Raw genomic sequence first — 22,655 nt, 5'->3', positions numbered from 1 at the left:
CCTTCCACCCTAAGTGTCCTTTAGGGACTTTCTGATCGCCCGGCTGCTGCGGGCTACGCCATTCAATCCCCTGGGGCCGTTGACGAGAAGCGTCCGTTGAACTACGTTGAACTGAGCCCTGACGCCGCCCATTCCAGCGGAGGCACCCTGCCGTGACCGCGAGTCCGCGCCCCCTCGGCCCCGACACCGTCGCCAAGCTCGCTTCGTGGCTGTCCGTCCACCTCGCGGACCCGGGGCAGTCCGTCGCGGAGGTCGCGCGCGACCTCGGCGTGAGCGAGGCGACCGTCCGCTCCTGGCTGGCGGGCCGCCGCCCGGAGGACGGGGGCGGCGAGTTCGCCCACCTCGACACCCCCGCGAAGCTCGGCGCCTGGCTGCGGGCCCGCATCATCGACTCCGGCTGCACCGTGCGGCAGATCGCGGAGACCACCGCGCACGTCAGCCGGGTCACGATCTACTACTGGATCCGGGGCGAGCACCTGCCGCGCCCGCCGACCGGGGACGAGCCCGACCGGTTCGACCTGGTGCTCAGCAACCCGCGCCTGGGGTTGAGCCTGCGCGAGCGGGTGCAGCTGGACGAGGTCCGGCGGCGCCTGACCGGCACCTCCCTGCACGCGGCCGGCCCGTCCGCGGACTGGCCGGACCGCGGCCTGCCCGCCGGCGACCGGGCCTTCACCGGCCGGAACGAGGAGCTGCGGCGCCTCGACCGGCTGCTGCGCGAGCACCAGCGCGGCCGGGCGGCGGTCATCGCGGCCCTCACCGGCATCGGCGGGGTCGGCAAGACCGCGCTGGCCGTGCACTGGGCGCGCAGCCGGGCCGTCAGGGCGCGGTTCACCGACGGGTGCCTGTACCTCAATCTGAACGGCTTCGCCGACGTCCCGCCCACCAGCCCCGAGCAGGCGCTGACCGGCCTGCTGGAGCAGCTCGGCGTCGATCCGCGGGCGGTGCCGACCGCGCCCGACGCGCTCGCCGCGCAGTACCGGGAGTCGCTGCGGGGCAAGCGGCTGCTGATCGTGCTCGACAACGCCCGCGCCGAACCGCAGGTGCGCCCGCTGCTGCCCGCCGAGGAGGGCTGCCTGGTCGTCATCACCAGCCGCAACCGGCTCGACGGGCTGCGCGTCACCCACGCCGGCGTCGTCACCGTGGCGCTGGACGCCCTCATCGAGGCCGAAGCCGCGTCGCTGGTGCGGAACCTGCTGGGGCGATTGACCGTCAAGGGCGCCGGAGAGGAGGAGATCGCCGCGTTCACCGCGGCCTGCGGGCGGCTGCCGCTGGCGATCCAGATCGCGGCGGCCGACTACCTCAACCACCATGCGCGTTCGACCGCGATCGGCGCGTACGCCCGGGCCCTCGCCGGCGACCGCCTCGGCCACTTGACCGTGGGGCCGAACGACCCGTCCACGTCGGTCGCCGCGGTCATGGACCGGTCCTACCTTCAGCTCTCCGCCGCGGCCCGGCGGACCTACCGGCTGCTCGGCCTGCACCCGGGCCCGGACGTCACCGCCGCCCAGGCCGCCGCCCTCACCGGTCTGGGCGCCGCCGACACGCGGGCCGCGCTGATGGAGCTGACTCGGGCGAACCTGCTCGCCGAGGACGCCCGGGCCCGCTGCTCCTTCCACGACCTCCTGCGCGACCACGCCGCGGCCCTGGCGGCCCGCACCGACACCGGGGCCGAGCGCCGGGCGGCGATGCGGCGGCTGCTCGACCATTACGTGCACACCGCGTACCCCGCCGCCGTCCTGATCCAGCCGAGCACGCACGAACTGGCGCTGCCGCTCGGCGAACCGAGCGAGGGCGCCGCCCCCGAGGCCTTCGCCGAGCGGGAGGCGGCGATGGCGTGGTTCGAGGCCGAGCACCCGGGCATGACCGCGACCGCGCTGCACCAGCCGCCCGGAGCGTTCGACGTCCAGGTCTGGCAGTCGGCGTGGGCGCTGTTCGGGTTCTTCTCCGGGCGCGGGCACCTGCGCACCCAGATCGCACTCCAGCGCGCCGCACTGGGCGCGGCGGAGCGGCTGGACGAGCCGGTCGCGCAGGCGCACTCGCACCGCCTGCTGGCCTGGAGCGACACCCGGCTCGGGCGGTTCGCGGACAGCCGCGCGCATCTGATGCGGGCGCTGAAGCTCTCCGGCCGGGCGGGCGACCTGGTGGGGCAGGCGGCGACGTACAACGGCCTGGCGATCCTCGCCGGGCAGCAGGGGGACCACGCCGAGGCGCTCGACCACGCCTGGCGGTTCCTGAAGCTGTTCGAGGCCGCGGGCAGCGGGGTGGGCGTCGCCCGCGGGCTGAACGCGGTCGGCTGCTACCTCGCCGAGCTCGGCCGGTACACCGAGGCGCTCGGCTACTGCGAGCGGTCGGCCGATGCGTGCCAGGGGCTCGACGCCGGGTTCCGCCTGCCGTTGGAGGCCCACGTCTGGGACAGCCTCGGCCTGGTCCACCACCGGCTCGGCGACTTCGAGCAGGCGCGCTTCCACTACCAGCGGGCCCTCGACCGCCACCGGGAGCTCCGCGAGCGCCTGAACGAAGGCGAGACCCTCGCGGCCCTGGGCGATCTCCACCGCTCCGCAGGCGATCCGGACGCGGCCCGTGCGGCCTGGCGGGAGGCGTCGGTCATCCTCGCCGACCTCGAGCACGTCAGCGCCGCCGAGGTCCAGGGCAAGCTCGCGGCCCTCGACGCCTGACCGGGCGGCCGATCGGCGCCCGACAAGAGTGCCGGCGCGATCGCGCCCCTTGCCCAGAAAGGAGCGACTTGTTATGTTGGGCCCCAAAACAAACTATGTCCTCGAATACCCCTTCACCCCTTTGGAGCACCCGTGCGACGACGCACCCTCGCCGCTTCACTCGGCGCCGCCGCTGTCGCGGCCGCCGCCGTTCCCACTGGCGCCCAAGCCGAAGCCTCCGGCCGCTGCGAAGACGCCTACACCTGGCGCAACGCGGTCGTCAACGGCGGCGGCTGGGTCCCCGGCATCGTCTTCAACGAGACCGAGGCCGATCTCATCTACGCCCGCACCGACATCGGCGGCCTCTACCGCTGGCAGGAGCCGACACAGACCTGGAAGCCGCTGCTGGACTGGATCGGCTGGGACCAATGGGGCTGGACCGGCATCGTCTCGGTCGCCACCGACCCGGTCGAACCCAACCGCGTCTACGCCGCCGCCGGGACCTACACAAACGACTGGGACCCGACCTCCGGCGCGGTCCTCTACTCCGACGACTACGGGGCGACCTGGGGCGCGGCCGAACTGCCGTTCAAGCAGGGCGGCAACATGCCCGGCCGCGGCATGGGCGAACGCCTCGCGGTCGACCCGCACGACAACGCGACCGTCTACTTGGGAGCGCCGAACGGGAACGGGCTGTGGCGCTCGATCGACCACGGCCGCACCTGGTCCGAGGTCGCCGACTTCCCCAACCCCGGGAACTTCGTCGTCACCCCCGGCGACCCCTACTCCGGCGACGACCAGGGCGTCATCTGGGTCGAGTTCGCCGCCGACGGCCGGATCTTCGTCGGCGTCGCCGACCCGGCCGACCCGCTGTACGTCTCCGCCGACCGCGGCCGGACCTGGCAGCCCGTCCCCGGCGCGGCCGCAGCCCTCGGCGCCGCCGACGGCAACCGCACCATCCCCAAGCAGGCCGCGATCGACCACGAGCACGGCCACCTCTTCATCGTCACCAGCTGGGACCCCGGCCCCTACAACGGCCCGCCCGCCACGGGCAGGGGCGGCGCGATCCAGCGCCTGGCGCTGGCCACCGGCGAGTGGACCGACGTCACCCCCGCGTACGACCCGCTCGGCGCCATCCCGGGATTCGGCGGCCTCACCGTCGACCGGCAGCGCCCCGGCACCCTCATGGCGGCGACCGAGAACCACTGGTACCCCGACGAGATCCTGTTCCGCTCCACCGACTCCGGCGCCACCTGGCAGACCAGCTGGGACTACGCGTGGGACGCGAACTGGTCGTGGCCGCCGGAGCGCACCGACCGGTTCACCCTGGACCCCACCGGAAGCGAGTGGCTGACCTTCGGCAAGACCGACGACGGCCCGGCCTACGCGATCAAGCACGGCTGGATGATCGACGCCCTCTCGATCGACCCGCACGACTCCGACCGGATCATGTGGATCGGCGGGACCATCTGGGGTACCGAGCAGCTGACCGCCTGGGACGCGCAGGGCCCGCTGGTCGGCTGGGACGACGCGGCCGGGCACCAGGTGGCGCTGCCGGTCGAACCGTTCGACGTGGGCATCCGCGTCCAGGGCATCGAGGAGACCGCAGTCCAGGACATCGCCGCCCTCGGCGGCACCCTCGTCTCGGCGATGGGCGACCTCGGCGGGTTCGTCCAGACCGACCTCGATCAGCCCGGTGTCATGATCCGCCGCCCGAACTGGACGTCCGGCCGCAGCCTCGACTTCGCCGGCCTGCACCCCGATGTCGTCGTCGGCACCGGCGACGTCGAAGGCGACGTCGACGGGCACGTGGGCGTCTCCCTCGACCGCGGCGCGACCTGGCTGACCACGAAGCGCCTCGACGGCGTCGCGGGCGGCGCCAACGCGGGAACCGTGGCGGTGAGCGCCGACGGCTCGGTGATCGTCTGGTCCCCGGGGGACGGGACGACCGCACCGGTGTGGAGCACCGACCTCGGCCAGACCTGGACTCCCGTCGAGGGGCTCCCCGCCGGAGCACTCGTGCGGTCCGACAGGGCCGACCCGAACCGCCTGTACGCCTTCGCCGCGGGCGTCTGCTACGCCAGCGCGAACGGCGGCCGGGCCTTCGCCGCGACGGCGGCGACCGGCCTGCCTTCCGAAGGGCCCGTGGACCTCCGCGCGGTCCCCGGCAAGGCGAAGCACCTGTGGCTCGCTGGCGGCGAGCCCGGCAAGACGTACGGCATGTGGCGCTCGGTCGACGCCGGCCGGAGCTGGCGGCGCGTGCGCGACTTCGAGGAGGCCGACGCGGTCGGCTTCGGCAGGAGCCGCACCCGGCACGGCTACCCGGCGGTCTACGCCTCGGCGAAGGCCGGCGGCGTCCGCGGCATCTGGCGCTCGACCGACGAGGGCCGCACCTGGCACCGGATCAACGACGACGCCCACCAGTGGGGCTGGACCGGCAAAGCCGTCTCCGGCGACCCGGACGTCTACGGCCGGGTCTACATCGCCACGAACGGCCGCGGCCTGATCTACGGCGACATCGGCTGATCGCTCCGAGAAGACCGGCGGCATCAAGCCGTATAGGAAAAGAAGAAGGACCTTCGAGTCGAAGGTCCTTCTTCTGCTTGCCTGCTGGTGGAGCTTAGGGGATTCGAACCCCTGACCTTTTCATTGCGAACGAAACGCGCTACCAACTGCGCCAAAGCCCCTTGCGGCGACAAGGTTAGCACAGCGGCGGCAGGGCCCCGCAAGGGCGGCGTGTGGGCCCGGTCTCGCCCGGGAAGCGGTCAGATCCAGGAGTCGAGCCACATGCGGGCGTGCCAGTCGTCGCGGGGGATGGGCTCGCCGACGTAGATCGGCCAGAAATAGGCGAAGCAGAGGACGACGACGGCCACGAACGCCCCGGCGATGAGCGCGCCCGTGAGGCGCCGCTCCGGGGAGCCGAGGGACGGGACGTCCAGGCCGCGCCGGCGGCGGTCGCTGCGTCCGATGATCAGCCCCAGGCACCAGGTGACCGCGCCGATGAAGAACGGGACGGCCGGGGCCGAGTAGAAGAAGAACATCGTCCGCTCGGGGTAGAAGAACCACGGGGCGATGCCCGCGCCGAGGCCGGCGAGGAGGAACCAGGCGCGCCAGTCGCGCCGGTGCAGCGCCCACACCAGGAGCGCGAGGGTCGCCGGCACGAACGTCCACCACAGCAGCGGGGTGCCCAGCAGCAGCACCTCGCCGGCGCAGTCGTTCGTGCCGCAGTCGACGTCGGAGCTCCAGTAGAAGACCACCGGCCGCAGGTCGAACAGCCACTGCCACGGCCACGACTGGTAGGCGTGCTCGGAGTCCAGCGTCTCGTGGAAGTTCAGGACGCTGAAGTGGTACTGCATCCAGTTGACGAGCGCGCCGATGACGGGCGGCTCGCTCTTGCCCTGGTCGGCGAGCCAGTGCCGGTACGAGCCGGTGTCATTGAGGAACCAGCCGGTCCACGAGGCCGTGTACACGCCGACCGCGAGGAGCCCGAACCACAGGTTCTGCCCGAACTCGTAGATGAGCGTGTCGCGGAAGGGCTTGCGGGCGCCCACGTCCACGCGCAGCCGCCAGTCCCACACGATGAACAGGAGGATGGCCGCGATGATGTACCACAGCGCACTCCACTTGGTGCCCATGGCGAGTCCGAGGAGCACCGCGCACGTGATCCGCCACCACGGCAGGCCGAGGCGGGGCCGGCGGCGGAGCACGTCGAGGCCGTCCTCGATCGCGGCGAGCCACTTCGCGCGGCGCCAGTCGCGGTCGCGCACCAGGCAGTACATGGCGGCGAGCAGCAGTGTGGCGATGAAGATGTCGAGCAGGGACGTGCGGGAGAGCACGAGGTGGCTGCCTTCGACGGCGAGGAGCAGGCCCGCGGTGCCGCCGAGGAGGGTCGAGCCGGTGAGGCGGCGCATGAGGCGGATGAGGATCGCGACGCCGATGATCCCGGCGAACGCGGCGGCGATGCGCCACCCGATCTCGTCGTAGCCGAACGCCCATTCACCGAGGCCGATGAGCCACTTGCCGAACGGCGGGTGCGCGACGTACGCGGAGCCGTCCGAGCCCGGGTCCCATTCGACGCCGTGGCGCAGCATCGAGTGCGCGTCCTGCGCGTAGTAGACCTCGTCGAAGATCAGGCCCTTGGGGTGGTCCAGGCCGATCAGGCGCAGCACGGCGGCGATCCCGGTGACCACGAGGGTCACCCAGAGGGCGCGGCGGCGGTCGTCCGGGACGGCGCTGGAGAGGCGGGCCCGGACGGCGGGGAGGGGGCCGGGGAGCGGCGTCGGCCGCCAGGCGGCGGGCGGCTGCTCGGGCCGGACTGCGGTGGCGCTCACCGTGGTGAGTCTAGGGCCTCCTGCGGCATGCCCGGCGAGGCGGTATCCGAGTCCATGTGCTCGCTCGCTCCTCCGATTGACGGCTCGCAAGCGTCGCCGAGACCGCGGAAGGCCTCCCGATACCGGTGTTGTATCTGGGAGGCCGACAACGAAGCGAGCGGGCGAATGGGCCGGACAGCGCCCGGCGGGGGTGCCGCAGGAGGCCCTAGGGCCCGAGCGCCGACAATGGCGAGTCGCGGTCAGGCCCTTTCACTCGACGGTCAGTGCACCAGTTCCTTCGGGGGCGTGAAGTCGCCCTCGCCGTTCATCTCCCACTGCGCGGCCAGGATGTCGGCGACCGCGTTCGCGGGTTTGCCGAGGTTGCCCTTGCCCACGAGGTTCTGGGGGCTGTCCGGGTCGGCGATGAACGCCGCGGCGGCCGCGTTCGGGGTGAATCCCACGAACCAGTTGGTGGAGTTCCCGTCGGTGGTGCCGGTCTTGCCCGCGACCGGGCCGTCCACGGCGTTGCCGACCTGCGGCGCGGTGCCCCACGTGCAGTTGCCCTTGGCCGCACCGTACTCGGTCGGGCAGCGGGCCGCGTCCACGGCCGCGCGGGCGACCTCGACGCTCAGCGCCTGGTCGCACGCGGACTCGAACGGGATGGTCTCGCCGGCCAGCGTGGTCGCGCTCTGCGCGGGGATCGGCGGGCAGTACACGCCGTCCGCCGGGAGCGCCGCGTACGCCGCGGCCATGTCCAGCGGCGTGGTCTGCGTGACGCCGAGGACGAACGGCCCGTACGTCTCCGGGTAGTTCGTGACGAAGTTCAGGTCCTCCTGGGACCGGAACTTGATGCCCAGGCGCTCGGCCACGCCGATGGCCTTCTCGACGCCGACCCGCTCCGCGAGCTGCACGAAGTACGTGTTCACCGACTCGCCGAACCCGGTCCACATGTTGTAGTTCCCGACCTCCGACTCCGAGGCGTTCTTCGGGCACCACTTGTTGCCGCACGAGGCCGCGCCGTCCCCCACCACGTACTTCGACGTGTACTGGTACGGCGAGTAGATCGTCGTGTCCAGCGGGTAGCCCTCCTCGAGGGCCGCGAGCATCGTGAACATCTTGAACGACGAGCCCGCCTGGTAGCCCGGCACCGCCGAGTTGCCGCTCAGCAGCGGGTTCGTGGTGTTCGGGTACGAGCCCTTGTACTCCGGGTTGGAGGTGTTGGGGCCGTTCTCGGAGGTGTCGTTGGAGTAGTTGCGGTTGACGGCCATCACCTGGATGCCGCCGGTCCCCGGTTCGACCACGACCGAGCCGAGCGCGAACTCCGAGCCCATCGGCTTCTGCTCCTCGACCGCGTCCTGCGCGGCCTCCTGCAGCCCCACGTCGAGGGTCGACACGATCTCGTAGCCGCCCCGGTAGAGGCGGGCCTTGCGGACCTCGTCGGAGTCGCCGAAGTCCTCCTGCTGGTTCCACCACTGCTCGAAGTAGTCGACGAAGAACCCGTAGTCGGAGTCGATCGCCCCGCCCATGGTGTTGTTGGCGTCCTGCGGGTTCAGGTTCAACCCCTCGGCGCGCGCCGTGTCGCCTTCGGCCGGGGTCAGCGCCTCGACGTCGACCATCCGGTCGATCACGTGGTCGCGGCGGACCTGCGCGGCCTCGGAGGAGCCGTTGATCGGGTCGTAGGTCGACGGCGACTGGATCAGGCCCACCAGCATCGCCGACTCGGCGACGGTGAGGTCCGCGGGGACCTTGCCGTAGTAGACCTGCGCCGCCGCGCCGATCCCGTACGCGCCGTTGCCGAAGTACACGGTGTTCAGGTAGTTGGTGAGGATCTCCTGCTTGGTCATCTCCTCTTCGAGCGCCAGCGCGTACCCCATCTCCTTGACCTTGCGGTCGATGGTGACCTCGCTGGCGGCGGCGACCTCGTCGGGGGTGGTCGCGGTGTAGGAGAGGACCTGCCGCACGTACTGCATGGTGATCGTGGAGGCGCCTTCGGAGGTGCCGCCGTTGGCGACGTTGGTGACGAGGGCGCGCATGACGCCTTCGGGGTCGACGCCGTTGTGCTCGAAGAAGTTCGAGTCCTCGGTGGCGAGGAGGGCGTCGATCACCGATTCGGGGATCTGGTCGTATTCGAGCTGGACCCGGTACTGGTCGCCGAAGGTGGCGATGACGGTGGTGCCGTCGGAGGCGTAGAGGGTCGAGGACTCGGGCGCGGGGGGCAGCACGAGTTCGTCGGGGAGTTCGAGGACGGTCTCGGAGCCGACTTTGGCGAGGCCGCCGAAGGCGCTCGTCAGCGGCAGGAAGGCGAGGCCGACGACGAGACCGAAGGCGACCGCCACCGGCACGAGCGCGAACATGGCGCGTCGCTGCACGGCGGTGATGGGGCCGAACCAGGTCTGCGCCACCGGTTTCGAAGATGCACTCACGCTGTCTCCCGAAGTGCCCCGCGAGCGGGGAAGGATACGGTCAATTCAAATGGGCGCGGCGTAGCGCCGAGTCGAGCGGAGTTCCGGGGGCTGGTTCACTCTACGACGCCGCGCGCGGCGGCCTGAGGGGCCTTCCGACCCGGGTGGGCGTCATTACAGCCCGTCCCGGGGCGGTGTGCCGCCGTCACCAGGCGAAGGCGAGGGCGGCGGCGAGGACGGCTCCGGCGGCGGCCCAGCAGAGTCCGATGGCGCCCGATCGTCCTTCGTAGAGCCTTGTGGCGCCGGAGAGGGCGACGAGGGCGAACGCGACGGCCATGAACATCACGAGTGAGGGCGCCCAGCGCAGCAGGAGGCCGGCGGTGTCGCCGACGTAGGCGCTGTGCGCGTCGGGGCCGGTGGAGCGGGCGGGGAGGTGGGCGCCGAGGTCGGCGACGGTGACGTCGCCGGTGATGTGGAGTTCGCGGGACCAGCCGTCGGCTTCGAAGCGGCCGGTGCAGGAGGGCGCGAAGCCGTCTTGGCAGGCGGTGACCTCGACGGTGCCGTACTCGTAGTGGCCCACGGAGATCCAGAGGGCGGGTGCGGCGGTCCAGGCGAAGAACATGAGGAGGCAGGCGCAGACGAGGATGCCGAGGAGGGCGGGCGCGAAGGCCTTGGGTTCGCGGCGGCGCTGGGGCATGCCCGGCCTGGCGGGGCGGTGGCGGTCGGTCTCGGCGGCGCGTTCCCAGACGGCCCGGATGGCGGCCATGCCGTCGGTCTGGGAGCCGAGGGGGCCGCGCTGGGAGACGGGGCGGGCGGGTTCGGCGGGTTCCCAGTCGGGGTCGCCGGTGGTGTCCCGGACGATCCCGTAGGCGGCGGGCATCTCGGGGACGGGCACGTTCGGCTCCGGTGCGGCGGGGGGCACGGGCTGGTGCTGGGGGTCGACCGCGCGGTTGCTTCCAGACATACCGGTTATTGCATCACCGAATCGGCTGGCATGGGCGGAATCGGGCGGCGGTAGTGTGTCGCGGTGAGTGCGAGGCGCGTGTGAGACCGGTGCGAGACGTGCGCCGTTTAGGTGTGCGGACTGTGCGGTCCTGACATCTGGACCGATAACATGGGGCGCATGACTCATGTATTGACCGCGCTGGCCTGGCCTTACGCCAACGGCCCGCGCCACATCGGCCATGTAGCAGGATTCGGGGTCCCCGCCGACGTCTTCGCCCGCTACATGCGCATGCGCGGTCACGACGTGCTCATGGTCTCGGGGACGGACGAGCACGGGACGCCGATCCTGGTGCAGGCCGACGCGGAGGGCCTGACGGCGGCGGAGGCCGCGGCGAAGTACAACCGGATCATCGTGGAGGACCTGGACGCGCTGGGCCTGTCGTACGACCTGTTCACGCGGACGACGACGGGGAACCACTACAAGACCGTGCAGGAGCTGTTCACGACGCTGCACGCGAACGGGTACATCCTGCAGCAGCGCACGCTGGGGGCGATCAGCCCGTCGACGGGGCGCACGCTGCCGGACCGGTACATCGAGGGCACGTGCCCGCATTGCGGGTTCGACTCGGCGCGCGGGGACCAGTGCGACAACTGCGGGCGCCAGCTCGACCCGGTGGACCTGATCGACCCGAAGTCGCGGATCAACGGCGAGACGCCGAAGTTCGTGGAGGAGGACCACTTCTTCCTGGACCTGCCGGCGTTCGCGGAGGCGCTGAACGCGTGGCTGGACACGCGCACGGGCTGGCGGACGAACGTCCTGCGGTTCACGAAGAACCTGCTCGACGAGATGCATCCGCGCCCGATCTCGCGCGACCTGGACTGGGGTGTGCCGATCCCGCTCGAGGGGTGGGCGGACCGGCCGGACAAGCGCCTGTACGTGTGGTTCGACGCGGTGATCGGCTACTTGAGCGCCACGATCGAGTGGGCGCGGCGCTCGGGGGACCCGGAGGCGTGGAAGCGCTGGTGGCAGGACCCGGAGGCGGTGTCCTACTACTTCATGGGCAAGGACAACATCGTCTTCCACTCCGAGATCTGGCCGGCGATGCTGCTGGGCGCCAACGGCGAGGGCGCGAAGGGCGGCGAGCCGGGGTCGCTCGGGACGCTGAACCTGCCGACCGAGGTCGTGTCCTCGGAGTTCCTGACGATGGAGGGCAAGCAGTTCTCGTCGTCGCGGCGCGTGGTGATCTACGTGCGGGACTTCCTGGAGCGGTACTCCCCCGACGCGCTGCGGTACTACATCTGCGCGGCGGGCCCGGAGAACCAGGACTCGGACTTCACGTGGGCGGAGTTCCTGCGGCGCAACAACGATGAGCTGGTGGCGGGCTGGGGGAACCTGGTGAACCGCTCGATCGCGATGGCCGCGAAGAACTTCGGGGCCGTTCCCGAGCCGGGCGAGCTCGAGGACGTCGACCGGGAGCTGCTGGCGACGACGAAGGCGGCGTTCGACACGATCGGGGACCTGATCGGCGCGAACAAGGTCCGGGCGGGGATCGGCGAGGCCATGAAGACCGTGGCGGCGGCGAACAAGTACCTGGCGGACACCGCGCCGTGGAAGATGAAGGAGGACCCCAAGCGCCAGGGCACGGTCCTCTACACGGTGCTGCAGGCGGTCTCGGACCTGAAGACGATCATGAGCCCGTTCCTGCCGCACTCGTCGCAGCGGGTGCACGAGCTGCTCGGCGGCGAGGGCGTGTTCGCGCCGATGCCGTACATCGAGGAGGTCGCGGACCTGGACGAGGGCGGCGCGACCGACGGCCCGTACCCGATCCTCACCGGCGACTACTCGGACGTGCCGAAGTGGGAGTCGGTGCCGCTGGTGCCGGGCACGGTGCTGGAGAAGCCGGTCCCGGTGTTCACCAAGCTCGAGCCGTCCATCGTGGACGAGGAGATCGAGCGGCTGAACGCCTAGGGGCGCAAGCGTGAAGGGCCCGGCGGGAGCCGGGCCCTTTTCTCGTGCCTCAGATCGCGGGTGCGACGTCGCCGCGCTCGACCCACTTCTCGTAGACGCCGCGGCGGACCGGTTCGGCCCCGGTGCGGGACAGGACGTCGGGGCTCGGGCGGGAGAGCCGGAACCGGGCCCAGTCGTCGTCGGCGTCTACAAGAGATCCCGGGACGCCCTTCCAGACGACGTGGTTCGCCTCGCGCAGCACGCGGCGCACCTGGTGGACGCGGCCCTGCTCCACGCCGGGGATGTCGACGCGGCGTTCGAGGGTGAGCGGCGACCACTGCTGGCCCGCGTACGCGAACAGCTCGAGTTCGGCGCCCTGCTCGGTGTAGGCCAGGAGCCGCGCGCCCTCCGGCAGCGGCAGGTCGGTGAGGTCGGCGGTGACGTGCTCGGGCAGGAGGTGCGCGGTCGAGATCGCGAAGCCGGTGCCGAGCACGGGCATGCCGCGCCGGTCGGAGGACGGCATCGCCGTCAGACCCTCGTATTCGGGGGCGACGGGCGCCTGGTAGTCCCAGGCGTCGGCCGCGTGCCAGCGCAGGGCGAACACCCACGGGTCGCCCGGCTCGGTCTCGCCGCCGAGGACGGAGCGGGCGGCGGGGGTGCGCAGGTGCGCGATGTCCCAGCGGCGGTAGCAGAAGCCGCCGGGGACGGCGGCGGTCTCCATGAGGCGGCTGATCATCGGAGCGGTGACGGGTCGCTCCATGACCTCGCCGGCGGCGACCGCGGCGGAGCGGCGGACGCGGTCGAGGAGGACGCGCGCGGCCGGGTCGAGGTGCGGGGTCTGGGTGAGGCGGCGGACGTACTCGAGGTCGAGGCCGGGCGCGAGGGGCACGGTGAGGGAGCGGTCGTCGGCGACGGCGACGGGCACGCCATCGCGCAGGACCTCGCCGGCGTGCGCGAAGCGGCGGTACGGGTAGTCGCTGCCGGGCCGGGGGTTGGGGAGGAAGTCGGGGCGCGGGAGGGCGGAGTAGAGCTCCCAGGCGGCGCCGTCCGCGTAGGGGGTGCCGGGGTACTTCTCGCCGCGCCATTCGACGGTGACGAGGGTCTGGGTCTGCGTCGGTTCGGCCGGGACGGCGGGGCGGCGTTGCTGGAGCGCTGCGGCGCGGTTGCGGCGGGACGCGAGGTCGCGGGTCATGTGCGTCTCGATTCGTCTTGCGCGGATGCGACGGCGTTGTCGTGGCTGGTCCTGTCGCCGGACGGTAGTGGCTTGTCCACAGCCGGTACTTCGACTGTCCGCCAACGTAAGCGCGGCGTGTCAGGCGCGGATGTCCGGAATATGAAAAAGATGTTACGCAGAGAGCATCGCGCACTTCCGGCCTCGGCAAACGCACAGGCGGTCCGATGCCCGGACCGGCTCGTGGCATCGTTGAGGCGTGTACCGATCCGAACCCGCGCCGCTGCCCGCACCGCTGCCGCATCCCGTGGCCGACAGCCACACCCACCTCGACCTCGTCGACGTCTTCGGCGCGGAGGAGGAGCTTCCGACGCCGGCACCCGACGCGCCCGGCGTGCGCGCCCGCCTGGACGAGGCCGAGGCCGCCGGGGTCGCGCGGGTCGTGCAGGTCGGCACCGACGTCGAGTCCTCCCGGTGGGCCGCCGCGCTCGCCGCCGCCGACCCGCGCGTGCTCGCCGCCGCTGCGCTGCACCCGAACGACGCCCCGCGCCAGGCCGACCTGGACGCGGCGCTGGCCGAGATCGACGCGATCGCCGCGCTCCCGCGTGTCGCGGCCCTGGGCGAGACGGGCCTGGACTACTTCCGCACCGACGAGACCGGCCGCGCCGCGCAGCAGCGGTCGTTCCGCGCGCACATCGAGATCGCGAAGCAGCGGGGCAAGGCCCTCGTCATCCACGACCGGGACGCGCATGAGGACGTCCTGTCGATCCTCGACGCCGACGGCGCCCCCGAGCGCGTGGTGCTGCACTGCTTCTCAGGGGATTTCGCGTTCGCGAAGGAGTGCGCGCGGCGCGGGTTCTTCATGAGCTTCGCGGGGAACGTGACGTTCAAGAACGCCCAGAACCTGCGCGACGCCGCCTCGGTGGCCCCCGCCGAGCTGGTGCTGGTCGAGACGGACGCGCCGTTCATGGCGCCGATCCCCGTGCGCGGCCACCGGAACCACCCGGCGCTCACGAACTACACGGCCCGGTTCCTCGCCGAGCACCTCGGCCGCGACCTTGAAGCGTGGTGCGAGCGGCTGTGGGCGAACACAGCGTCCGCGTTCGGGCCGTGGTGATCAGCTGACGTCCACGGCCGCTTCGGCGGTCGCGGTGTTCCCTTCGGCGTCGGTCAAGGTGAAGGTGAAGATCCATCGGCCCTCGTCGGGCAGGCTGACCTCGCCCGCGAGGATGCCGGTGCGCAGCTCGATGAGGGGCATCGCCTCGGGCGCTTTGCCTTCGAGCCCGTATGTGGCGGTCCACTCCTCGGCGGGGAACGGCGCGCCTTCGAGGTCGGTGGCGAGGATGCGCACGCTGTTGGGCCCGGGCCGGCCCGGTTCGAGCACGAGCTGCGCCGAGAACGCCTCGGTGGTCACGAGCGTGGCCGTCTCGGTGGACTCGGCTTCGGCCGTCTCGGTCTCCAGCAGCGCGGTCTTGGCGGGCACGGCCTGCACGAGCACCGCGACGGCGCCCAGCACGACCGCGAGGAACACGACCTCGACGCCGGCCGCGACCCGCAGCCGCCCGCGTGCCTGCGTGCGGCGCAGCAGGGCCCGGCGCGTGAACAGGCCCGCGCCGACGATGAGGACGAACAGCGCGGCCTTGAGGATCACCAGGCGCCCGTACCTGGTGTCGGTGAGCGCTTCGATCGAGTCGATGTGGAGCAGCCCGGAGGCGAGCCCGGCGACGAGCACGTTCGCGCACAGCCACGGCACCAGGGCGATCCAGGTCTCGGCGGTCTTGTCGGGGATCTCGGCGTCCTTGCGGAACGCGAGGACGAGGATCGCGATCACGCCGCCCGCCCAGGCCATCGCGGCGGCCAGGTGCACCAGGTCCGCGACGAACGCGACCACCACCGGTTCGGTCGCCATGGGGTGCCCGGCGAGCGGCCAGGTCGCCGCGAGTGCGAGCCCGACGCCGGCGAGGCCGGCCACCAGGAGCGGCTTCGGCTCCTCCTCGCTCGTGACCACGGTCCGCATGAGCGGCAGGGCGAGGAGGACGAGCAGGAGCCGCAGCAGGCCGGCGAGGCCGATGTTCGATTCCATGACGGACTGGAGCCCGACCGCGTCGAGGCCGGAGATGCTGGTCCCGGTCTCGTACGCGGCCTGCAGCGGCAGGCCGAGCACGGCGGTCATGGCGACGACGGCGAGGCCGGTCGCGACCATCTTGGCCGCGGCCTCGCGCGGCCGCGCCCCGATGGCCAGGAAGATCCCCGCGCCGAGGGCGAGCGCGAGCGCCGCGTACCCGAGCCAGCGGTTGCCGTAGAGCAGGGCCTGCACGAACGGATCGGTTCCGGCCGTGAGCGCTTCGGCGCTCGGCGCTTCGCTCTCGGCGCCCACGGAGTAGGTGAACGTGCCGGAGACGGGGTGCCCGTCGTGGGAGACGACCCGGTAGCCGACGAGGTAGGTGCCCTCCTGGTCGGCGTCGACCGCGATCGTCAGGGTGGTCTCTTCGGCGTTCTGCGTGACCCCGGTGTCGGCTCGGTCACCATCGGGAGCCACCACGCCGGTGGCCGCGTCTACGGGGGTGACTGGTTCGTTGAACTCGACGACGACTTCGCTCGGCGGCGCCTCAAGGAGCGCCCCTGAGGCGGGCGTGGTCTTGGTGGCCGTGGCGTGCGCCCAGGCCCCTGAGGCCCAGAGCGCGCCGAAGAACACGCCGAGCAGGGCCGCTGCAAGCGACGACCAGGCGAAGCGGGTCGCTTGAGCGGCAGTGCGGCGGTCGTTGGATCGGGAGCGCATCGCCGCTGAGCGTACTCGAATCCGCTTCGTGAATCGAGAGTTGGACCGCAGAAAGGCTGAGCGAGGCACATGGGGAAGTCGAACCGGAATACCGACCGCCGCCAGGCCGCCGAGGCGCTGCGCAGGCAGCAGGCCGCGGAGGCGCGGCGCCGGAAGATCGTGTTCGGAGTGGCGATCGGCGCCGCCGTCGTGCTGATCGGAGGGCTCCTCGCCTGGGGCATCTGGATGAACCGCGAGCCTGAGTACGAGGTCCAGGATCCGGCCGCGCAGGTCACCGACACGTTCGGCGTGCAGATCGGCGACGGGCCGGTCCAGGTCGACCTCTACATCGACTACATGTGCCCGGCCTGCAACCAGTTCGAGTCCGCGTACGCCGAGCAGATCCAGTCCTGGGTGGACGACGGCTCGGTCACCGTGAACTACCACCCGCTCGCGATCCTCGACCGCCTGAGCGCGGGCACCGAGTACTCCAGCCGCGCGGCCGCGGCCGCCGTGTGCGCCGCCGATGTAGGCGAGCAGCAGTTCCTCGACTACACGCTGGCGCTGTACGCGAACCAGCCCGCCGAGAACACCTCGGGCCTGAGCGACGCGGAGCTCATCGCGATCGGCACGGACGACGTCGGCCTCGGCGCCGACTGGAAGTCCTGTGTGGAGGACGAGAAGTACCGGGGCTGGGTCAAGGAGGGCAACGCCAGCGCGACGGGCGAGCAGGGCGTCTCCGGTACGCCGACCGCGAAGGTGAACGGCGAACTGGTCGAGAACTCGGCGTTCGCCGACGAGGTCCAGGCCGCCATCGACGCGAGCTGATCCGACACGTTTTGCAAGGGGCGCGGCCGTTCTCACGGCCGCGCCCCTTTCGTTCGGCGCCGGCGGGACGTGTGCCCGGGCGTTACGCCCGCATCGCCGCCAGTGCCGTCTCCAGGGAGAAGCCGAAGGGGAGTTCGAGCCGGTGCCGTTGCAGCAGTGCGGTGTCGGCGAGGATCTCGGCGGTGGGGCCGTCGGCGGCGACGCGGCCCGCGTCGAGGATGACCGAGCGTTCGCACAACTGCAGGGCGTACGGCAGGTCGTGGGTGACCAGCAGCAGTGTGGGCGCGGTGGACTGGAGGATGCGGGCGAGGTCGCGGCGGGCGGCCGGGTCGAGGTTGGCGCTCGGCTCGTCGCAGACCACGATGTCGGGGCGCATCGCGAGGACCCCGGCGAGTGCGGCGCGGCGCTGCTGGCCGACCGAGAGGTGGTGCGGGGGGCGGTCGGCGAGGTCTGCCAGGCCCACTTCGGCGAGGGCGGCGGCGACGCGGGCGGCGAGTTCGGGCCCGCGCAGGCCGAGGTTGGCGGGGCCGAAGCCCACGTCGTCGGCGACGGTGGGCATGAACAGCTGGTCGTCCGGGCTCTGGAAGACGATGCCGACGCGGCGGCGGATCTCGGTGAGGGTCTTCCTCGCCACGGTGACGCCCGCGACCGACACGTCCCCGGCGGTGGCGGTGAGGAGCCCGGCGAGGTGGAGCATGAGCGTGGTCTTCCCGGCGCCGTTGGGGCCGAGGATGGCGACGCGTTCGCCGGTGCGCACGTCGAGGAAGACGCCGTCGAGGGCGCGGTGGCCGTCCGGGTAGACGTGCTCGAGGGCCCGGATGCGCAGGGCTGGAGTCGTATCGGCGCTCATGCGAGGACCGCCGTCCAGGTCGCGACGGCGGCGGCGAGCGCGGGGACGGCGAGTGCGGCCGACCATTGGAGGGCGCCGGCGGGGGCGGGGCCGACTTCGAGCGGGAGGCGGCCGGTGTAGCCGCGGGCGGCCATGGCCTGCCAGACGCGTTCGCCGCGTTCGAAGGAGCGGATGAAGACCACGCCGAGGCTGCGGGCGAGCGCGCCGGCCTGCCAGAGGAAGCGCGGGTCGTCGCAGCGGGCGAGGCGGGCCAGGCGCATCTGGGTCACCTCGGCGACGGTGAGGTGGGCGTAGCGGATGGCGAACGCGGTGATCTGGAGGAGGATCTCGGGGCAGCGCAGCCGGGAGAGTCCGGCGAGGACTCCGGCAATCGGCGTGGTGGCCGAGAGCAGGAGGGCGGCCCAGACGCCGAGGGTGGCTTTGGCGAGGAGGTTCCATCCGGCCCACAGGCCCGGTTCGGAGACCTGGAGGAAGCCGAGCTGGACGGCGGGGCCGTCGATCATGAACGGGAACGCCAAGGCCAGCACCAGGAACGGTGATTCGATGAGGCTGCGGGAGAGCAGCCAGGTCAGGGGCACACGGGCGAGCGTGAACAGGGCGGCCAGGAGCGCGGCGTAGATCCCGAAGGCCCACACCGCCTCTCGCGGGGTGGCGGCGATGGCGCAGGTGAAGGCCGCGAGCGCGACGATCTTCACCTGCGGCCGGAGCCGGTGGACCGGTGAGTCCCCCGGCCGGTAGAGCCCGTCGACCGGGCTCACGCTTCGCCCTGGGTCTGCTTGCCGCGTGCGAGGAGCCAGAAGAGGCCGGTGGCGACGACCAGGGTGAGGACGACGCCGAGGATCCCGGCGAGCGAGGCGCCGAGGATCTCGTTGCCGAGGAAGGACATGCCGTAGTCGGCGAAGGCCCCGCCGATCTCGTGGTCGCCCGCGGCCTGGAGGACGCAGGCGCCGCCGGTGATCTCCCCTTCGGCGGTGTCGCAGCCGGTGAGGAGCACCGATTCGAGTCCGTCGGGCGAGGCGGAGGCGAACAGGGACACGAACCCGGCGAGGACCAGCGTGACGACGACGCCGGTGGTCCAGAAGCGCTTGGTCTTCACACCGTCTCCTTGGGGGCCTGGGCGAGGCGGGTGCCGCGCAGGGCGTGGACGAGGTCGGGGCGGGCGGCGGCTACCGCGGTGACGGCGCCGGCGGTGATGACGCCTTCGCCGATGCCGACGAGGACGTGGGTGCCGAGGATCGCGGCGGCCATGGCCCCGAAGGACTGGCCGACCTCCTCGCCGCCGAGCCAGAACTGGAGCACGAACCCGGCCGAGGCGGCGACGACGCTGACGAGGGCCGCGGCGAAGACCGCGGCGCCCAGGCCCCAGCGGGTGCGCGGGAGGACCTTGAGCGCGAGGACGATCACGGCGTAGCCGGTGAAACTGGCGATGACGGCCATGTTCACGACGTTGAGGCCGAGGGCCGTGACGGCGCCGTCGGCGAACAGGAGCGCCTGGATGACGATGACGACGGTGACGCAGAGCGCCCCGAGCCAGGGCCCGAGGAGCGCGGCGGCGAGCGCGCCGCCGAGGAGGTGGCCGGAGACGCCGGCGGCGACGGGGAAGTTGAGCATCTGCGCGGCGAAGATGAACGCCGTGGCGAGGCCCGCGAGCGGCACGAGCCGCTCGTCGAGGTGCCTGCGGGCCATCACGACGCAGAGGCCGACGGCGATGGCGGCGAGGAGGGCGAAGGCGAGGGAGGTCGGTCCGTTGACGACGTCCGTCGGGATGTGCAGCGCCAGGTCTGACACGGGCAGTGCCGCCTTTCGACTGGTTGTGGGGGCCTGGGGCGGGCCGGGGCGGTGGTGGCGGCCGCCCTGCCGGATGCAAGGCGCCCACGCGCGGAATCAACAGCCCACGGTGAGGCTATTGCAATTATTTTGCAATAGCCGCTCTCTCGTCGTCAACCCGGACCGGGAAGTGTCGGGAAGCCGCCCGCCGCCGGACAGGGACCGTCAAGCGTGCTCCCAGGCGATTGTCAGGGACGACCGGTAGGGTTGCGACCTGTGAACGTACGACTTCAGCCTGGTGAGACGGCGCCTGACTTCACGCTGACCACCGACACCGGCGACCCTGTGACCTTGTCGAGCCTCCAGGGCCGCAAGGTGATCCTGTTCGCATATCCGAAGGCCATGACGCCCGGCTGCACCAAGGAGGCCTGCGACTTCCGCGACAGCCTCACCGGTCTGCAGGACGCCGGCTACGCGGTGCTCGGGATCTCCCCCGACGCCCCGGAGGCCCTGGCCAAGTTCGTCGAGCGCGACGGCCTGACCTTCCCGCTCCTGTCCGACCCCGAGCACAAGGTGCTCGAGGAGTACGGCGCGTGGGGCGAGAAGAAGAACTACGGCCGCACGATCGTCGGCGTCGTCCGCTCCACGTTCGTCATCGACGAGCACGGCGACATCGAGCTCGCGCAGTACAACGTGAAGGCCACCGGCCACGTCGCGCGCCTGAAGAAGCAGCTCGGCCTCCCCGAGTAGACCCGGGTCAGCTCCGCGGCAGGACCACTCGGAACGTCGCTCCGCCGCCGGGCGTCTCGCACAGGCGCACGCAGCCGCCGTGACCGGCCACGATGGCCGCGACGATCGACAGACCCAGCCCTGAGCCGCCTTCGGCGCCGCGGGTGCGGCCCTGGTCGACCCGGTACAGCCGCTCGAACACCCCTGCGGCGTGCTCGGGCGCGACCCCCGGCCCGGTGTCCGCCACCTCGACCACGGCCGCCGGCAGCGCCGGGACCTCGCCGACCTGCGCGAGGCACCGCGGCCCTTCGAGGTCCGCGCTCCAGCCCAGGCGCACGGTGATCCGCGCGTCGGACGGGGTGTGCCGCAGCGCGTTGGCCACGAGGTTCGTCAGGACCTGGCGCAGCCGCGGCTCGTCCCCCATGACGTCGACCGCTTCGAGCAGGTCGTCGTCGGAGCCGTGCAGGGATTCGAGCGCGATGAACCGGCCCGGTTCGCGCAGGTGCGCGTCCCCGACCGCGTCCGCGGCGACGCCGAGCAGGTCGACCGGCCCGCGGCTCAGCGGCCGCCGCCGGTCCAGGGACGCGAGCAGCATCAGGTCGTCCAGCAGCAGCCCCATCCGCTTGGACTCGGCCTCGATCCGCCCGATCGTCTCGTCCAGCACCGGCCCCGGCGGCACCCCGCCGCGCCGGTACAGCTGCGCGAACCCCTTGATCGAGGTCAGCGGGGTCCGCAGTTCATGCGAGGCGTCCGCGAGGAACTGCCGCAGGCGCGCCTCGGAGGCGGCGCTGGCGTCGAGCGCCGCCTGGATGCGGGCGAGCATCGTGTTGAGCGCCGCGCCGAGCCGCCCGGTCTCGGTGTGCGGGTCGGTGTCGGTGACGCGCGCATCGAGGCGGCCTTCGGCGATCGCGTCCGCGGTCGCCTGCATCCGGTCGAGCGGGCGCAGGCCCAGCCGCGCGACCCAGAACGCGCTCACGGCGAGCAGCAGCAGGATCGCGAGCGTCACGCCGCCGCCGATGAGCAGCAGCGACTCCGTGGCCGCGCTGATGTACTCCGAGGACAGGGCGTAGACCACGTACGTGCCCGCCGCGTCGCCTTCTTCGACGAGGACGCGCCAGGAGTTCCCGTCCACGTCCTCGACCGTGGTCGCCTCGCCGGTGCTCGCGGCGAGGCCGCCCAGGCCGGTGAGCGCGGCGGCGTCGTCGACACCGAACGCGTGGACCAGCGAGCCGTCCGCGTCGTAGACGTAGACCCGCGGCGCGTCCGGCATCCCCGGCTGCGGCCCCGGCGGCTCGAACCCGTCGTCCTGCCCGGTCGGCGGCGCCTCGTCGCGCATCGCCGTCGCGGCGGTCCGCAGCTGCGAGTCGATCCGGTCGGTGAGCACGTTCTGCAGCAGGAGCGTGGCGGCCAGGACCGCCGCGGCCAGCGCCAGCGCGCACAGCGTCACGATGGTGAACGCCATGCGGGAGCGGACGGTCCAGTGCCGCCAGCGCCGGGGCTGCTTCACTTCGACCGCGGTTCCCTGAGGGCGTAGCCGAAGCCGCGCACGGTCTGGATGAGCGCGGGTTCGACCTGGTCGATCTTCTTGCGCAGGTAGTAGACGTAGGACTCGACGATGCGGCCGTTGCCGCCGAAGTCGTAGTTCCAGACCCGGTCGAGGATCTGGGACTTGCTCACGACCTTGCCGGCGTTGAGCATGAGGTAGCGCAGGAGCTTGAACTCGGTGGGCGAGAGCTCGACGGGCCGGCCGCCGCGGCGGACCTCGTGGACTGCTTCGTCGAGTTCGAGGTCGGCGTAGCGGAGCACGTGGTCATCGGGCGGGGCGGGGGCCTTGGCGCGGCGCAGGACGGCCTGGACCCGGAGGACGACCTCTTCGAGGTCGAAGGGCTTGGTCACGTAGTCGTCGCCGCCGACGGTGAGGCCGGTGACGCGGTCGCGCACCGCATCGCGGGCGGTGAGGAAGAGGACGGGCAGGTCGCGGGCGGCGCGCAGGCGGCGGGCGACCTCGAAGCCGTCCATGTCCGGGAGCATGACGTCGAGGATCACGAGGTCGGGCTCGAACCGGTCGGCGGCCCGGAGGGCCTCGGCGGCGTCGCGGGCGACGTCGACCTCGAAGCCGGTGAGGCGGAGGGTGGCGGACAGGAGCGCGCCGATGTTCTCCTCGTCGTCGACGACGAGGACGCGGTCTTTGGGCTCGGTCGCTTCGGTCACCTGGACTCCTTCGGCGCTGCGTACCGGCCATGTCTACCGAGGCGGACCGCAGCGGCGCTGGGAGCCAGCTCAAAGAACGGTA

17 protein-coding genes and 1 tRNA gene are annotated in these 22,655 nt (G+C 72.0%); 6 read left to right on the top strand and 12 right to left on the bottom strand.

The genetic code is table 11. From position 1 onward, the window contains the following. Window positions 1-152: 152 nt before the first annotated feature. The gene (locus tag QWI33_RS24700) at window positions 153-2,675 is read left to right on the top strand and encodes a tetratricopeptide repeat protein (RefSeq protein ID WP_289959509.1); all 2,523 of its coding nucleotides are present in this window, start codon (window positions 153-155) and stop codon (window positions 2,673-2,675) included. A gap of 132 nt (window positions 2,676-2,807) precedes the next feature. After that, entirely contained in the window at window positions 2,808-5,180 is a 2,373-nt protein-coding gene (locus QWI33_RS24695; protein WP_289959508.1) for a xyloglucanase, read from the top strand. Between the two features lie 85 nt (window positions 5,181-5,265). Here the strand turns inward: QWI33_RS24695 and QWI33_RS24690 are convergent. From QWI33_RS24690 to QWI33_RS24675, 4 genes are all read right to left on the bottom strand, one after another. After that, window positions 5,266-5,341 (bottom strand) — tRNA-Ala (locus QWI33_RS24690). 78 nt (window positions 5,342-5,419) lie between these two features. Continuing rightward, the gene (locus tag QWI33_RS24685) at window positions 5,420-6,985 is read right to left on the bottom strand and encodes a dolichyl-phosphate-mannose--protein mannosyltransferase (protein WP_289957778.1); all 1,566 of its coding nucleotides are present in this window, start codon (window positions 6,983-6,985) and stop codon (window positions 5,420-5,422) included. A 260-nt stretch (window positions 6,986-7,245) separates the two neighbouring features. After that, window positions 7,246-9,387 carry a transglycosylase domain-containing protein gene (locus tag QWI33_RS24680; protein WP_289957779.1) on the bottom strand — a complete coding sequence of 714 codons (2,142 nt, stop codon included), beginning with the start codon at window positions 9,385-9,387 and terminating at the stop codon, window positions 7,246-7,248. 184 nt (window positions 9,388-9,571) lie between these two features. Beyond that, the gene (locus QWI33_RS24675) at window positions 9,572-10,330 is read right to left on the bottom strand and encodes a hypothetical protein (RefSeq protein ID WP_289957780.1); all 759 of its coding nucleotides are present in this window, start codon (window positions 10,328-10,330) and stop codon (window positions 9,572-9,574) included. A gap of 159 nt (window positions 10,331-10,489) precedes the next feature. On the opposite strand from QWI33_RS24675, the gene metG reads away from it, so the two are divergent. Next, window positions 10,490-12,280 (top strand): methionine--tRNA ligase, encoded by a 1,791-nt coding sequence (metG, locus tag QWI33_RS24670; RefSeq protein ID WP_289957781.1) that lies wholly within the window; start codon window positions 10,490-10,492, stop codon window positions 12,278-12,280. Window positions 12,281-12,329: 49 nt separating this feature from the next. Here metG and QWI33_RS24665 read toward each other — a convergent pair whose 3' ends face one another. Then, a complete protein-coding gene (locus tag QWI33_RS24665) occupies window positions 12,330-13,451 on the bottom strand; it encodes a hypothetical protein (RefSeq protein ID WP_289957782.1) in 1,122 nt (373 codons plus the stop codon). Between the two features lie 238 nt (window positions 13,452-13,689). Between QWI33_RS24665 and QWI33_RS24660 the strand changes: the two genes are divergently transcribed. Continuing rightward, window positions 13,690-14,547 (top strand): TatD family hydrolase, encoded by an 858-nt coding sequence (locus QWI33_RS24660; RefSeq protein WP_289957783.1) that lies wholly within the window; start codon window positions 13,690-13,692, stop codon window positions 14,545-14,547. Here the strand turns inward: QWI33_RS24660 and QWI33_RS24655 are convergent, their stop codons facing one another. Continuing rightward, a complete protein-coding gene (locus QWI33_RS24655) occupies window positions 14,548-16,209 on the bottom strand; it encodes a copper resistance CopC/CopD family protein (RefSeq protein ID WP_289957784.1) in 1,662 nt (553 codons plus the stop codon). It abuts the gene before it with no gap. A 69-nt stretch (window positions 16,210-16,278) separates the two neighbouring features. Here QWI33_RS24655 and QWI33_RS24650 point away from each other — a divergent pair, with 69 nt between their 5' ends. Then, the gene (locus QWI33_RS24650; protein ID WP_289957785.1) at window positions 16,279-17,016 is read left to right on the top strand and encodes a DsbA family protein; all 738 of its coding nucleotides are present in this window, start codon (window positions 16,279-16,281) and stop codon (window positions 17,014-17,016) included. A gap of 82 nt (window positions 17,017-17,098) precedes the next feature. On the opposite strand, the gene QWI33_RS24645 is transcribed toward QWI33_RS24650, so the two are convergent. The 4 genes from QWI33_RS24645 to QWI33_RS24630 are packed head-to-tail and all read right to left on the bottom strand — an operon-like array spanning window position 17,099 to window position 19,654. Next, the gene (locus tag QWI33_RS24645) at window positions 17,099-17,866 is read right to left on the bottom strand and encodes an energy-coupling factor ABC transporter ATP-binding protein (RefSeq protein WP_289957786.1); all 768 of its coding nucleotides are present in this window, start codon (window positions 17,864-17,866) and stop codon (window positions 17,099-17,101) included. Then, entirely contained in the window at window positions 17,863-18,624 is a 762-nt protein-coding gene (cbiQ, locus tag QWI33_RS24640; RefSeq protein ID WP_289957787.1) for a cobalt ECF transporter T component CbiQ, read from the bottom strand. The genes QWI33_RS24645 and cbiQ overlap by 4 nt, the downstream gene beginning before the upstream one ends. After that, entirely contained in the window at window positions 18,621-18,962 is a 342-nt protein-coding gene (locus QWI33_RS24635; protein ID WP_289957788.1) for a PDGLE domain-containing protein, read from the bottom strand. Before QWI33_RS24635 ends, cbiQ begins: the two co-directional genes overlap by 4 nt. After that, complete coding sequence (locus QWI33_RS24630; RefSeq protein ID WP_289957789.1) at window positions 18,959-19,654, bottom strand: energy-coupling factor ABC transporter permease; 696 nt, start codon at window positions 19,652-19,654, stop codon at window positions 18,959-18,961. Before QWI33_RS24630 ends, QWI33_RS24635 begins: the two co-directional genes overlap by 4 nt. A 255-nt stretch (window positions 19,655-19,909) precedes the next feature. Between QWI33_RS24630 and bcp the strand changes: the two genes are divergently transcribed. Next, complete coding sequence (gene bcp, locus QWI33_RS24625) at window positions 19,910-20,383, top strand: thioredoxin-dependent thiol peroxidase (protein WP_289957790.1); 474 nt, start codon at window positions 19,910-19,912, stop codon at window positions 20,381-20,383. Between the two features lie 7 nt (window positions 20,384-20,390). Here the strand turns inward: bcp and QWI33_RS24620 are convergent, their stop codons facing one another. Then, window positions 20,391-21,869, bottom strand: coding sequence for a sensor histidine kinase (locus QWI33_RS24620; RefSeq protein WP_289957791.1), 1,479 nt, complete (start codon window positions 21,867-21,869; stop codon window positions 20,391-20,393). Continuing rightward, the gene (locus QWI33_RS24615) at window positions 21,866-22,573 is read right to left on the bottom strand and encodes a response regulator transcription factor (protein WP_289957792.1); all 708 of its coding nucleotides are present in this window, start codon (window positions 22,571-22,573) and stop codon (window positions 21,866-21,868) included. Before QWI33_RS24615 ends, QWI33_RS24620 begins: the two co-directional genes overlap by 4 nt. Between the last annotated feature and the right edge of the window lie 82 nt (window positions 22,574-22,655).

It is taken from the genome of Glycomyces tritici, from assembly GCF_030403505.1.
This window is presented reverse-complemented; position numbering and strand designations above follow the sequence as displayed.

Bases quoted from the DNA above. Each gene is read 5' to 3' on its own strand.
- metG (WP_289957781.1), top strand. From the start codon at position 10,490: ATGACTCATGTATTGACCGCGCTGGCCTGGCCTTACGCCAACGGCCCG.
- QWI33_RS24655 (WP_289957784.1), bottom strand. From the start codon at position 16,209: ATGCGCTCCCGATCCAACGACCGCCGCACTGCCGCTCAAGCGACCCGC.
- QWI33_RS24650 (WP_289957785.1), top strand. From the start codon at position 16,279: ATGGGGAAGTCGAACCGGAATACCGACCGCCGCCAGGCCGCCGAGGCG.
- QWI33_RS24665 (WP_289957782.1), bottom strand. From the start codon at position 13,451: ATGACCCGCGACCTCGCGTCCCGCCGCAACCGCGCCGCAGCGCTCCAG.
- QWI33_RS24645 (WP_289957786.1), bottom strand. From the start codon at position 17,866: ATGAGCGCCGATACGACTCCAGCCCTGCGCATCCGGGCCCTCGAGCAC.
- QWI33_RS24675 (WP_289957780.1), bottom strand. From the start codon at position 10,330: ATGTCTGGAAGCAACCGCGCGGTCGACCCCCAGCACCAGCCCGTGCCC.